Origin of the sequence: Bacteroides sp. L10-4, from assembly GCF_013373675.1 — a bacterium.
Lineage (GTDB): Bacteria > Bacteroidota > Bacteroidia > Bacteroidales > Bacteroidaceae > Bacteroides > Bacteroides muris.
Genome location: NZ_JABXJH010000078.1, coordinates 1 through 13,568 on the forward strand (window position 1 = coordinate 1; position 13,568 = coordinate 13,568).

The 13,568-nt window shown below is 50.4% G+C and carries 12 protein-coding genes and 3 pseudogenes; 4 read left to right on the forward strand and 11 right to left on the reverse strand.

Annotated features, from left to right (window positions below; genetic code table 11):
- The 11 genes and pseudogenes from HU824_RS17660 to HU824_RS17710 form a co-directional block, all read right to left on the reverse strand.
- A pseudogene (locus tag HU824_RS17660) lies at nt 1-357 on the reverse strand (conjugative transposon protein TraM); the annotation flags it as partial.
- Nucleotides 335-631, reverse strand: coding sequence for a TraL conjugative transposon family protein (locus HU824_RS17665; protein WP_123398575.1), 297 nt, complete (start codon nt 629-631; stop codon nt 335-337). The pseudogene HU824_RS17660 and the gene HU824_RS17665, both read right to left, overlap by 23 nt.
- A 4-nt stretch (nt 632-635) precedes the next feature.
- The gene (gene traK / locus HU824_RS17670; protein ID WP_004325451.1) at nt 636-1,259 is read right to left on the reverse strand and encodes a conjugative transposon protein TraK; all 624 of its coding nucleotides are present in this window, start codon (nt 1,257-1,259) and stop codon (nt 636-638) included.
- Nucleotides 1,260-1,279: 20 nt separating this feature from the next.
- Nucleotides 1,280-2,275, reverse strand: coding sequence for a conjugative transposon protein TraJ (traJ, locus tag HU824_RS17675; protein ID WP_004326113.1), 996 nt, complete (start codon nt 2,273-2,275; stop codon nt 1,280-1,282).
- 19 nt (nt 2,276-2,294) lie between these two features.
- Nucleotides 2,295-2,921, reverse strand: a complete 627-nt coding sequence (locus HU824_RS17680) for a DUF4141 domain-containing protein (RefSeq protein WP_176469558.1) — start codon at nt 2,919-2,921, stop codon at nt 2,295-2,297.
- Between the two features lie 11 nt (nt 2,922-2,932).
- On the reverse strand, nt 2,933-5,446 hold the full coding sequence (locus HU824_RS17685; RefSeq protein WP_176469559.1) for a TraG family conjugative transposon ATPase: 2,514 nt from the start codon (nt 5,444-5,446) through the stop codon (nt 2,933-2,935).
- A complete protein-coding gene (locus tag HU824_RS17690; protein ID WP_010803765.1) occupies nt 5,443-5,778 on the reverse strand; it encodes a DUF4133 domain-containing protein in 336 nt (111 codons plus the stop codon). Before HU824_RS17690 ends, HU824_RS17685 begins: the two co-directional genes overlap by 4 nt.
- A 10-nt stretch (nt 5,779-5,788) precedes the next feature.
- Nucleotides 5,789-6,085: a DUF4134 domain-containing protein gene (locus tag HU824_RS17695; protein ID WP_004309970.1), complete on the reverse strand. Its 297-nt coding sequence runs from the start codon at nt 6,083-6,085 to the stop codon at nt 5,789-5,791.
- A gap of 164 nt (nt 6,086-6,249) precedes the next feature.
- A complete protein-coding gene (locus tag HU824_RS17700) occupies nt 6,250-6,879 on the reverse strand; it encodes a hypothetical protein (protein ID WP_176469560.1) in 630 nt (209 codons plus the stop codon).
- A gap of 2 nt (nt 6,880-6,881) precedes the next feature.
- The gene (locus tag HU824_RS17705) at nt 6,882-7,310 is read right to left on the reverse strand and encodes a DUF3408 domain-containing protein (RefSeq protein ID WP_176469561.1); all 429 of its coding nucleotides are present in this window, start codon (nt 7,308-7,310) and stop codon (nt 6,882-6,884) included.
- A gap of 1 nt (nt 7,311) precedes the next feature.
- Nucleotides 7,312-8,094, reverse strand: a pseudogene (locus HU824_RS17710) (ParA family protein).
- A 580-nt stretch (nt 8,095-8,674) separates the two neighbouring features.
- Here HU824_RS17710 and mobA point away from each other — a divergent pair.
- The 4 genes and pseudogenes from mobA to HU824_RS17730 all read left to right on the forward strand — a co-directional run bounded on the left by mobA (nt 8,675) and on the right by HU824_RS17730 (nt 13,451).
- Nucleotides 8,675-9,097 carry a conjugal transfer protein MobA gene (mobA, locus tag HU824_RS17715; protein ID WP_176469562.1) on the forward strand — a complete coding sequence of 141 codons (423 nt, stop codon included), beginning with the start codon at nt 8,675-8,677 and terminating at the stop codon, nt 9,095-9,097.
- The gene (mobB, locus tag HU824_RS17720; RefSeq protein WP_176469563.1) at nt 9,082-10,350 is read left to right on the forward strand and encodes a conjugal transfer protein MobB; all 1,269 of its coding nucleotides are present in this window, start codon (nt 9,082-9,084) and stop codon (nt 10,348-10,350) included. Before mobA ends, mobB begins: the two co-directional genes overlap by 16 nt.
- Before the next feature lie 20 nt (nt 10,351-10,370).
- Nucleotides 10,371-11,069 (forward strand): annotated as a pseudogene (locus tag HU824_RS17725) (YWFCY domain-containing protein); the annotation flags it as partial.
- A 570-nt stretch (nt 11,070-11,639) separates the two neighbouring features.
- Nucleotides 11,640-13,451: a reverse transcriptase domain-containing protein gene (locus tag HU824_RS17730; protein ID WP_176469564.1), complete on the forward strand. Its 1,812-nt coding sequence runs from the start codon at nt 11,640-11,642 to the stop codon at nt 13,449-13,451.
- Nucleotides 13,452-13,568 lie beyond the last annotated feature (117 nt).

Here is a 13,568-nt window from a genome sequence, read left to right on the forward strand (position 1 = left end):
GTCCCCCGTGAAACCGAAGTCCTGCAAGGATTGTATCTTGTCCTGCTGTTTGCGGTTCAGTATCGCCTGCTCGTATGCCTTTTGTTTGTCGGCTATAATCCCGTCCTCTGCGGGCAGGGGTATGTCGGCGTTGAAGCCGCCCACGCTTTCCATGTTCACGTCCTCTTTGCCGGATGGGGCGAATATCAGGTACATACACCCGGCAAAGGCAAGGAACATCAGCGGGAAGACTATCATTTTCCTGCGCTGCTGCACCTGCTGCGGGGTAAGTTCCCGTTTGGGTTTATCTTCCTTTTTCGGCTTCCCGTCCGTCTGCGGTACGGTCGTGCCGTTCTCATTCTTCTGTACTTCTTCCATATTGTGGTCTGTTTAAGGGGTTGATACTGTTGATTGTGTCATTGCCTTGCAATGGCAGTTGTCTGATATGTTCTATTTGCAGCCGCCTGCCGTCCCGTTTCCCGATATTGTAGATTGATGAAACGGTGATATAGATAGACAAGCCGCCGAAAAAGAAGAACATCACGAGGATAACCGCCAGCCTTTTGCCCGGCGTAATCCGTCCGCACATTCGGCGCAGGCGGTCGTCCGCCCAGTCCTGCACCTTTTCGATGTAATTTCGTTTTCTCTCCATAAGGCTATCTCTTAATGGTTTGTAAATCCTTGTTCTCGGTAATGGTGAACGCTTCGATGATGAAACCGTGCGGGTTGTTGTCGCTCCGTGTGGCGTTGAGCAGGCGGCACGAGGTCACAAGACTTCGCACCGTCAGGCTGCTTTCCCGGACAATCAACTGTCGGGCGTAGGTGTTCACCTTGTATGGGTACTGGTCGAAGTCGCACTTCACGCTGTCAATCTCCACCGTCTGTGTGACGTTTCCGGAAATCACCCGGTTGTAGTAGCCCTTTTCCGCCAAGTCCTTGTAATAGTTGAAAGCGGTCTTGTCGGCGAGGAACAGCGAGCGTTTGATGTTGCTTTCGATAGCCCCCTTGTCGGGTGATAAGGTGAAAAACAGTTCGTGGAAACGCCGCACGTGCGATTTGGCTTCCACGGGTCTGTTCTGTGCCATGTCCTGCGAGAGTGCCAGCATCAGGCTTTTACCGTTGTCGAGGACGTATATCTTCTGCCGCTGCTTTTCGGCGAAGCTGTACGAGTTCCACACGGCAAAGCCCGTCACCAGTGCGCACAGGCAGATGAATACCAGCGCAAAGAGCCGGATTTGCCGGAAACTCGTTTCAATGTTCGTTAATGACTTAAATTCCATATACTAAATTTTGATGTTGGTTATTTGAGTAGTTTCCCGGTTACTTTCCCGCTTGCCGCACCGACCGCAGCCCCGGCGATTGACCCCGCTCGTGCCACGTTGCGGTTATAGGCAGACGTGCCGCCAGCCGAGACAATCCAGCTTGCCACCGTGGGAATGGTGAAGTAGCCCACGATACCTATAATCATAAAGATTACATACACGGTGCTGCTCCCGTCAGGAATGAAATTCGGGTCTGAAAGTTCCTGAATGTCCTTTTGGAGCATCAGCGTTTGTATGCGTGCCAGCACGCTGCTGAACAGGTCGGACACGGGCAACCACAGGTAAATGGAGATATAGCGTGAAATCCACTGGGTCAGCGTGCTTTGGAAACCGTCATAGACGGAAATCGCAAACGCCAGCGGACCCAGTATCGAAAGCACAATCAGGAAGAACGTGCGCAGCGTGTCTATAATCAGCCCCGCTGCCTGAAAGAGCATTTCCAGCAACTCCCTGAACCAGTCCCGGACGGACTTCTTGATATTGTACGCCGCCCTGTCCATGTACATACCCGTCATAGTCACCATGTCGGAGGGCGACCAGCCCAGTTCTTCCAGTTGTCGGTCAAATTCCTCGTCCGATGCGAGGTAAGCCGTTTCGGGGCTTCGCATCAGGGCTTCATATTCCAGTCGGTCTTTCTGCGCCCGGTACTCGTTCATGTCGAATGTCTGCGTTTCCATAAGCTGGTTGCACCCTTTCACCACTGGCGACAGCACCGTATTGATAGTCCCCAGCACGAACGTGGGAAAAAACATGATACACAGCCCCAGCGCAAAGGGACGCAGGAGCGGGTACACGTCTATGGGTTCGGCACGTGCGAGCGACTGCCACACTTTGGCGGCTACATAGAACAAAGCTCCCAGCCCGGCTATCCCTTTCGCTACCCCCGTCATGTTGCTGCACAAGGGCATCATTTCATCGTAAAGCACCCGCAACACTTGGTGCAGGTTGTCAAAATCCACTGCTGCTAATAACATAGGCATACCGATTTATATGTTACCAGTAGCGTTCATCCGCCGAGCCGTAGAGAGCCAGCACCCGGTCGGTGTCGTTCTTCTTTTTTGCCCGCAGGTAGGACACGGATATGTTCTTGCGGGTGTAGTAGTTCACGAGGTTGCGGTAATTCAATAGACTTCGGTAGGCATTATCAATAATAGCCAACCGTTCGGCATCCGTCAGCGACATACCCGTGATGTTCACTACATTCTTCAAGTCCTGCAACACGTCCGAGCTTTCCGACATCAGTTTGGCATAGCCGAACGATATTGCGGAAAGTTCGTCAGGCGTGAAATTCGGGTCTGCCAGCATGTTTTGGAAGTTGCGCACGTAGATTTCGGAGATTTCCGCCACCAGTTCAATGGACTTCTTCACCTTGACACCGCCCTTGACCACGTCATGCACCGCTTTGAGCGCATCGTAATATTTTTTACCCTGCTGGAAAATCTTCTGCGCTTCCATGAAGCCGTCCAGCGTGTTCTTGGCTGTGGTGGAAGTCTGCACTATCTGCTTGGTGGTATTGATGATACCCTGTGCCAAGTTGCCGGGGTCTGACACCACCCACTGTGCGGATGCCTTGCCGATGAAGCAAAGGCATACCGCCATAAGGAGAATTTTTTTCTTCATGTTCCTGATTTTTAAGTTGTTGATGATTGGGGACTGCGTTTGCTTTCCGCAAGCCGCTTGATAGCCAGTTCAAGGTTGCCGCCCAGCTTCTCGGCGAGGGCGAACAGTTCCATTTTCTCGCTTTCCTCTGTTGTGAACGTGTAATATTCTTCCAACGAAACTTCCGTGGCGTACACCGCCGACTGCGTGCCGCCCAGCGAGAAGAAAACTTCCTTGTACTTCCGTCCGGGGTGGTTCGCCATGTTGATAGACAATATCTGCGAACGCTCCTTGTCGGTCAGTCCGAGCAGGTTTTGTATGCTGTCGAACTTGTTCAAGTATTTTCGCTGGTCTAACAGGATTTTGCAGTCCGAGTTGTTGATGATACTCTCTTTCACTATGGGCGAGGAAATAATATCTTCCACTTCCTGCGTTACCACAATCGCTTCCCCGAAATACTTTCGGACAGTTTTATACAAATATTTTATGTAGTCCGCCATATTCGCTGACGCAATCGCTTTCCACGCTTCCTCGATTAGTATTAACTTCCTTATACCCTTTAACTTGCGCATCTTGTTAATGAACGCTTCCATGATGATGATAGTCGTTATCGGGAATAAAATCTTGTGGTCTTTGATATTATCCAATTCAAAGACAATGAAGCGTTTATGCAGCAAATCCAGCTCCTTGTCGGAGTTCAGCAGGTAGTCGTACTCACCGCCACAATAGTACGGTTCAAGCACGTTCAGGAAGTTGTCGATGTCAAAATCCTTTTCCCTGACGTTCTTCTGTTCAAGCTGTCGGCGGTAATCATCCCGGACAAACTCGTAGAACGTGTTGAAGCAGGGCGTTACCGACCTGTCGCCCGTGATACGTTCGATATAGGCACTTACCGCATTGGACAACGCCACTTCTTCCGACCGCTTGGGGGCTTCATCGTCCCGCTTCCACAGGGTGAGTATAAGGGTCTTGATACTCTCTTTCTTTTCGATGTCAAATACCCCGTCCTCGACATAGAACGGGTTGAACGCTATCGGGTTCTCGTTGGTGTAGGTGAAATAAATCCCGTCCTCGCCGTGCGTGCGGTTGTGGATAAGCTGGGACAGCCCCAAGTAGCTGTTACCCGTATCTACCAGCAGCACGTGCGCACCCTGTTCGTAATACTGGCGCACCATGTGGTTGGTGAAGAAAGACTTCCCGCTACCGCTCGGCCCAAGTATAAACTTGTTGCGGTTGGTGGTGATGCCTTTCTTCATGGGCAGGTCTGAAATGTCGATGTGTAGCGGGCGACCGCTTACCCTGTCCACCATTTTGATGCCGAACGGCGAAAGCGAACTCTTGTAGTTCGTTTCTTCCACGAACAGGCAGAGAGCCTGCCCCAAGAACGTGTAGAAACTTTCCTCTGCCGGGAAGTCGGCTTCGTTGCCGGGTATGCCCGCCCAAAAGAGCGTGGGCGTATCGACCGTGTTGTGGCGTGGCTTGCACTCCATTAGTGCAAGCTGGCTTCCCACATCGTTGCGTATGCGTTTGAGTTCGTCCCTGTCGTCACTCCATGCCATGACGTTGCAGTGGCAGCGCACCGAGATAAGCCCCTTGCTGTGCGCTTCGTTCAGGTACTCGTCTATCCACTCCTTGTTCACTTGGTTGGCACGGGAGTAGCGGGAGAGCGATTGCATATTCCGGGCGGTCTGCTCGAAGTTCTTCAGGTTTTCGGCGTGGTCGTCTATGAAGATGAACTGGTTATAGACGTGGTTACACGACAACAGCACACCCACCGGGGCGGCGAATGACAGTCGGCAGTCGCTCCGGTCAGTGGACAGCTTCTCAAATCGGCAGTCCGTCCCGACCTTTCCGGGCAAATCTTCCACGTCCGAGAGCGTGTGCAGGCACAATATGTCGTCCCCGACACGCATTTCTTCCGGGTACAGCCCGATGTCTTTCAGGCAGGTGGTATCTGTTTGCGAGAGCGAGAAGTATTTCTCGATGATGCCCGCCTTTCCGTCCTGCCCGGTGATTTCCGATGCCGCCAGCCGGGTAAGCGTGACAAAACCGCTGTCGTTCATAATGCGCTCGAACTGCCCGACTGCTTCGATGAACTTTGCCGCCGCTTCCTTGTTGGCTATCTCCTGCGGGACAATCCTGCCCCGGCAAAGGGTGGAGAAGTCACTCTGTCGGCGGCTTCTCTCCCTTGTCGTCTTTGTCAGGAACAGGTAGCAGTAATGGTTCAGGAACGGGCGTTCATTGAAGTGCCGTTCAAAACTCCGGGACAGGAAGCTAAGCTCGTCCCTTTCGGTGTCGGGCTGGTAGTTCTCCTTGATGAAGAAGTCCTGCTTGTGTACTATGGAGTAGTCGGGCAGCACCTTGATTGCCTTGTACCATGCCGAATGTATGGCTTCGTACTCGGCACTGGTGACGGTGAACAGTTCGGGCAGTTCCACCCTGAAAGCCACCGTTATGTCCGCATCCTTTGAAATGATGCAGCCGTTCTCCACCGCCAAAAGTGGAAATTTCCTCTCCAGCGTGGTAGCCTTTAATGTATTCCTCATGTTCTTTCTTCCTTTCTTCTTTTGTAGTTGAACAGCCGGGGTATCGCCTTTCGGCTGATAATGAAGCGTGGGTGTCTTTTGCGTGCGGCTGCTTTCATCAGCCCGTGCGTGCCGTACCGTGCGTTGAGCCGGAACGTCTGCCACACGAGCAGCAGCGAAGCCGACACGATGAAACCGATACATAGCCACTGGTTCACGCCTGCCATGAACAGGACGATGAACACCACGAAGACGGCGAGCAAGCCGCCGCAAAAGATAAAGAGGTACTGGCTTTTCAGCCCCTTGAACTCCACCGGCTTCCCGATACCCCTGTTTACCGGATATTCAGACATAGCCGCTGGTTTAGAGGAAGAACGACCGCAGGATAGTGGCGGCAACAATTAAAAAGATGCACGCCCCGAACCAACTGGCGGCGGTCTTTGAGGTGTCTGGGTCGCCGCTCGAAAATTTGTTATATACTTTTACCCCGCCAATCAAGCCGCAGACCGCCCCGATTGCGTACACCAGTTTTGTTCCGGGGTCGAAATACCCTGTGATTAGGTTCGTGGCTTCGGTGATGCCCGCCTGCCCGTTGCCCTGTGCGTAGGCACTTACCGCAGCGGCAAGGATAGCCGCCGACAAAAAGATTTTCTTTCTCATTGTGATTTGTTTTTAATGCCGGGCGGCGGGTGGGAAGTCCGCCTTTCCCGGCTGGTGAATAATTTGAAATTTTAGTGGTCGGGAGCAGTCCCGTTTGTCTGTTTGGTTTTCAGGTTGCCAATCAACCGTAATCACGTTGTTTCATGCTGTCAGATTTATACATATTATAGGAAATCGTTCATGTCGAACGCTTCGTGTTCCTTGCTTGTATTGCCAGCTTCGGCAGGGACGGCAGCCGTAGCCAGTTCCGCTTCGTTGCGTCCCAGCAGTTCCGCCACCTTTGCCAGCCCGCCGTTGATGTTCTCCACCACCGCATCGTAGAGGTTCGTCCCCTCAATGCTTGCCAGTGTCCCGGCGGCTTGCCGCTGTTCAGCTTCGGTGGGGTTGTCGGCGTTCGCCGTGCGTACCGCTTCGCCCAGTTCGTCAAAGCTCACGCCCGTAGCCCGCCCGGTATCATCGTCACCGTCCATGTACCCGGCTATTTCCTCGTCCTCGTAATCGGGTTCGTCATTCTCGTAACCGGGTGCTTCTTCCGGCAGTCCGTCAGCCTGCGGCGCAAAAATAGTATCATTTTCAGCCGCTTGCGGGAGGTGTCCCGATTTGTCCTGCACTGTCCCGATTAGTCCGCCCTTGTATCGGCTTTCACCTATCAGCGTGTAGCCTGAAACCCCGTTTCGTGGGAGTGGCGCATCATCCGTTCTGCCCGTTGATGTCCGGCTGTCCGTGTAGCGATACCACAGCCATAGGGCGATATAGTACACCAAAAGCCCGGTAAGTATGCAATAGATTACCATAGTCAGACAGGCTTTTGGAAGTGGCTTTCGTACAGGGTGTTTATCTCGTCTTGGTACTGCGCGAAGTGGCGCAGCAGAATGTTTTCCACGTAGCTGCTTACCGTCACCTTGCGACCGCCTATCACCGTCACGATACGCATCAGCTTCTCGTGCGTGGTGCGGCTTACATACAAGGGCTGTCGGTCTGCCAGTTCCACTTTCTGAAAGTAGGTTTCCCGGTAGTCACCCGAACCGCCCTTGCGCTTGCGGTTTGTCGTTTTCTCCACCCGCACCGTTTCAGTCTGCCGTCCCTCGTGGGCGGTTTCCGTTTCGCCGCCGGGCTGCGGTACATCATCCGGCTGGCTTTCCCGCTTGGCGGGTACGCCCTGCGAGATAAGTTCTTTCATGAAATCCTCGTCTATCTTCGGCATCCCGCCGCTTTGCTTTGCCATATCATTTTAATTTGATGTAGTACGTTATTTCGGTTATCAGTTCTTCCAAGTTGCTTCCCCTCACCAGCGGGCGGCTGGCAGGAAAGAGCGTGGAGCGGAACACCGCCTTTCTATCCGCCACCAGTTCCTTTTTGTAGCGTTTGGTATCGGGGATAAAGGTTTTCATCAGCGGCAGTTCCAGTTACTTAATGGTTTTGTCGTAGGCAGTGTAAAGGTCTGTTTTCTCCCTACCGTCCACCATGTTCCAAAAGAGGTACAGCCCGGCAAGTCGGCAGGCTTCATTCTTCACCAATAGCTTTTGGATAGCCATTGCGAACGACAGGCTGCTTTCCAGCACCACCTTGTCGGCTGAAATGGGGGTGAAAATGTAGTCCATACCCGCAAGGGAGTTTATCACGCCCTCGCTGTTTACCGTGCCGGGCAGGTCGAAAAACACTATATCCGGCACGTGTCCGGTGGATATATATTCGTCAGCCGTTGCAATCGCCTTTTCAGGTGAACTGCACAATACTTGATAAGCTTTCTTCCCCAGCCGGGTAAACTGTTCATACGCCATGCGCTTGTAATCTTCATCCGCCCCGACCTGCTCGGCATCCCGCTTTCGCATCCCGGCAATGGAGTGTTGCGGGTAGTCGCAATCGACCACCGCCACATCGTAGCCTTTGAGATAGTAGAGGTAACTCGCCGCCAGCACGGTAAAGGTGGTTTTGCCGACCCCGCCCTTTTGGGTGGAAAAGGCGACATAAAGGGGTGTTTTCTCGTTTTCCATATTGCTTTCGTTCATTATTGGTTGATAGATTTATTTATTGCTTTCAATCAATCCAGCCATATAGCTTTCTTTGTTTCCATATTGCAATCTTGAAAGATTGAAAGACTGTTTTATTTCAATCTTGTTTTCCTGCTTTCATGCTTTCTTGAAATATTGAAATAATGCAATCATGCTTTCTTGAAATCATGCTTTCAATCATTCTTTCCTGATTGGAATATTTCTTTCAATCTTGCTTTCAATCTTGAAATCCGATGCAAAAAAAGGGAGAAAAAACGTCCCCTGAAAACCTTGTCCCGATTTGTCCTGTGCTGTCCCGATTTGTCCATCAACTACCTATTTTACAGCATTATAAATCACCGTTACTTTGCAACGGAGTAACGAACCGCCGGGGGCGCAAGTGTAAAAACGGGCTGGTGAACGCAGGGCTTACCGTTCCACGCTAACCCCAATCCGTCCGTGACGGATTTCGATTTTCGTCAGAAAATAGCAAGGTGTGTTTTGTAGCATACAAAACCGTTTTCCGTGCCTGAAAACGCCTTGCCCCTTGCGGGGGTAAAAATCACTCCGAAGTCGTAATTTTTTAATTGAAAGAAGTATGGAAACAAGAAGAACCAACAAGGGCGGTCGCCCCGCTCTCGCAGACCCGGCGAAGCATCGCCATGTCCTCTACCTGAACGACCGGGAGAACGCCCGCTTCCTCTCGCAGTGGGAGCAGTCGGGCGTTACAAGCAAGTCCCGTTTCATCACCGCCCGGCTGTTCGGCGAGCCGTTCCGGGTGGTGAAAGTGGACAAGTCGGCGGTCGAGTATTGCGCCCGGCTGACCGAATTTTACGCCCAGTTTCGGGCGGTAGCGGTCAATTACAATCAAGTGGTAAAGACATTGCACAGCAACTTTTCTGAGAAAAAGGCACTCGCATTTCTCTATAAATTGGAGAAAGCGACTACCGAATTATCTGCACTGAACCGCCAAATTATTGCGCTAACCAATGAATGTAAGGAACTATGGTTGCCAAAATAAGCACGGGCGGCAATATGTTCGGCGCACTGGCGTACAACCAAAACAAGGTGGACAGCGAAGACGCAAAGGTGCTTTTCTCAAACAAAATGCTGTTGAGTGAGGACGGGAATTTCTCTATCGGCGAGTGTATGCGTAGCTTTGAAATGCAGATGCCCGTCCAGCTATCCACCAAGAAGCCGATATTGCATATTTCCATAAACCCGCACCCGGAAGATGTGCTGACAGACCAACAGCTTTCCGACATAGCCAAAGAGTATATGCGGAAGTTGGGCTATGGCGACCAGCCTTATTTGGTATATAAACATACCGACATCAACCGCCACCATATCCACATCGTGGGGTTGCGGGTGGACGAGAACGGCAAGCCGCTGAATGACAAATTCGAGCATCGGCGCAGCAAGCAAATCACCCGTGAACTGGAGAAGAAATACAACCTGCACCCGGCAGAGCGAAAGGAGCGTGCCGAACGCCCGGAACTTAAAAAGGTGGACTATGCCGCCGGGGACGTGAAACACCAAATCGGCAATACCGTGAAAGCGGCTTGCTATGGCTACCGCTTCCAGTCGTTCGGGGAATACAAGGCTTTGCTTGCCGCTTACAACGTGTGCGCCGAGGAAGTCAAGGGCGAGATAAACGGCAAGCCCTATCAGGGCATTGTCTATTCCGCCATGAACGACAAGGGCGAAAAGGCGGGCAACCCGGTAAAGGCTTCCCGCATCGGCAAGTCGGTAGGTTATGAAGCGGTGCAGCGCAGAATGGAGAAATCGGGCGAAGCAATCAAGGACGGCAAGCTGAAAGAACGCACCCGGAAGATTGTAGCCACTGCCATGCAGACCGCCCGCAGCCGCAAAGAACTGGAACAGCAGCTAAAAAAGCAGGGCATTGACGTGGTATTCCGTCAGAATGACAGCGGACGCATCTATGGCGTTACGTTCATCGACCACGACAGCCGGGTGGTGCTGAACGGTTCACGCTTGGGCAAGGAGTATTCGGCGAACGTATTCAACGAACGTTTTTCGGGCGAAACAGGAAAGATACACCAGCCCGAAATGTCAGCACCGCAGCAAGACCAGCCCACGCATCAGGAACAACCGGGCTTCATGCCGAAATCCGACATCGTTTCGGGCGTGGCTTCCGTGCTGGGTGCTTTCGGCGGTTTGCTGGGCGGCGGTGCATCAGGCGGTGACGATCCGCAGGACACCGCCCGCCAAAAGAGAAAGAAGAAAAAGAAGCGCACAAGGCGCATCGACTAACTTAAAAAAACATTACAATCATGCAACAGGAAGATGATTTGAGAGGGCTTGCACGGGTCATGGACTTTATGCGGGCTGTCAGTATTCTATTCGTGGGAATAAACGTGTACTGGTTCTGTTACTCCACCCTGAAAGAGTGGGGAGTGACTTTTGAAGTGATAGACAAGATACTGTGGAACTTCCAGCGCACGACCGGGCTGTTCTCGTCCGTCCTTTGGACGAAACTTTTTGCGGTCGTGTTCCTCGCCCTGTCGTGCATCGGCACTAAGGGCGTGAAAGAGGAAAAGATAACGTGGGCGAAGATACATTGCAGCCTTGCGGCGGGTGTCGTGTTGTTTTTCCTGAACTGGTGGCTGCTGGAACTTCCGCTGCCACATACGGCGGACACGGCATTTTACATAGCCACGCTGTCGGCGGGCTATATCTGTATGCTCATGGCGGGTACATGGATGTCCCGGCTTTTGAAGAACAACCTCATGGATGATGTCTTTAACATGGAAAACGAAAGTTTCCAACAGGAAACAAGGCTTATCGAGAACGAGTATTCGGTAAATCTGCCTACCCGGTTCTACTATAAGAAGAAATGGAATAACGGCTGGATAAATGTCGTGAACCCGTTCCGTGCCAGCCTTGTGTTGGGAACGCCGGGCAGCGGTAAGTCGTATGCGGTGGTAAACAGTTACATAAAACAGCAAATCGAGAAAGGTTTTGCACTCTATTGTTATGGTGCGCCAGTCAAGGTAGTGTCTTAATCGTCCCTTTGGCAAGGATTAGGCAAGTGTTCTTTGAAAATGACCTATCATCACCGACTTATCTGTCCAACGAAAGACGGCAGGGAGTGTAGCACGTCGGTACAACTATAAGTCAGTTAGTTACCAAACTGCGACTGAATAGCGATGATAAGACAAGTATGAGGGTAAAGCCCGAATTGGTTGAATGATAATCTAAGTGGTCCGTGTAGTAGGCTATGACGTAAGGTAACTATGGAAACAACCACAAGAAGTTTCAAATCGTCATACTGCATCACTCTCTTTGCAGTCGTAGCGTAGGGAGAGCAGGAACTTGGTGCAGCGCAACTGTAATATACAGGAACAGGTGGAAGTCATACCCGACAACTTGTCAAGCCAATAGTTAAGGCACTATAAACTGGGATTGCCTAAACTGTCAGCATCCGCTGACAGCATGGTAACGGAGTCTCCGCAGTAGTCCGAGCGAGGGAAAGCTTCGTACATGGCGAAGGGAGACAGTGGAGATTTTTAATACAATTAATGAATGAAGTGTGAGACTTTATGAGAAATTCAACAAACGTATTAAACAGTCTATACAAACATTGCAAGGACTTGGATTACAAGTACGAGCGTCTGTATCGTATTCTTTACAACAAGGATATGTATGCTGTCGCGTACCAACGTATTGCCCCTAAGCAGGGTAATATGACGGCAGGCACTGACGGCAAAACCATTGATGGAATGAGCATCGAGCGCATTGACAGACTGATAGAGTCATTGAAAGATGAAAGCTATCAGCCAAAACCGTCAAGGAGGGAATATATTCCCAAGAAAAACGGTAAAATGCGTCCACTCGGCATACCATCTATAGAGGACAAACTGTTGCAGGAAGTGGTGAGGATGATTCTTGAGGCAATCTACGAGGGACAGTTTTCTGATTGTTCCCACGGCTTCAGACCTCAAAGAAGTTGCCATACCGCAATGGAACAGATTTCAAAGTCTTTCTGTGGAGCCAAATGGTATATCGAGGGCGATATTAAAGGATTTTTTGACAACATTAATCACGATGTCATGATTAAAATCCTTGAAAAACGCATTGGCGACTGCCGTTTCATCCGATTAATCCGTAAGTTTCTCAACGCAGGTTACATTGAGGATTGGCAATACTTCAAATCTTATGACGGAACACCGCAGGGTGGAATCATAAGCCCGATACTTGCCAACATATATCTTGACCAGCTTGACAAATATATGGAGGCGTATGCCTCAAAATTCGACAAAGGTGTACGCAAGGAGGTGAGCAAACTATACAGACACTACCAACGTAAGAAAGGACGTGCAAAAGTAGCTCTTAAGAAAGCCAAGACCGCAGAGGAACGAAACGAGGCTCTTCGCCTCGTCAAGATGTATGACAGTCTCATGATGGTGACTCCTGCGAAAAACGAGGGAGACACCAATTACAAACGATTGAAATACGTTAGATACGCAGATGATTTCCTATGTGGCGTGATAGGCTCTCGTGAGGATGCAATCAAGATTAAAGCGGACATAAAAGAATACCTTGAATCCAAATTAAGATTGGAATTATCCGAAGAGAAGACCCTTGTCACCTACTCAAATAATCCTGCGAAGTTTCTCGGCTTTGAAATCCGAAACAGAAAATGTGCGGAAACACGCAGAGACACACTCGGTAGAAAGAAAAGGTCTCGGAATAAAACGGTTGAGATTCGTATCCCTAAAGATACGGTCAAGAAAAAGCTTCTCGATTATGACGTTGTGGAAATAAAGAAACACAACGGTAAAGAAATCTGGAAGCCGAAAGCAAGACCCGAACTCAACTTTAACGATGACCTTGAAATTCTTCAAAGATACAATTCTGAAATAAGGGGTTTCTACAACTATTTCGGAATTGGTGTCAACTGCGCTAAGCAGATGAACAATTTCGGATACATTATGGAATACAGCATGTATAAGACTTTTGCCGCAAAATATCGTAGCAAGGTTACAAAGATATGTCGCAAATACAAGAAAGACGGCATTTTCACCGTGAGCTACCAAGGCAAGAAAGGAAATACTATCGAAGCTAAATTCTATAATGGTGGCTTCAAAAGGCTAAAGCCATCAAAGGACAGTAGAATTTCCACTCTGCCGAACTTCATAATGCACACAAGCACCACAAGCCTGATGGACAGGCTTAAAGCACAAAAGTGTGAATTATGCGGGGCAACCGACAGACTCGAAATGCATCATGTAAGAAAACTCAAAGGACTCAAAGGAAAAGAGCCTTGGGAAAGAATGATGATTGCACGTAGAAGAAAAACGATTGCACTGTGCAGTAGTTGTCATAAGAAAGTTCACAATGGCAAGGCATAGACTGAATATCAAAACGGAGAGCCGGATACGCTGGAAGGTGTACGTCCGGTTCGGAGGCGAGTATTTGGAAACCGGTCATGATTATATGACACGGCGCCGGGTGCTTAGCCTACATTA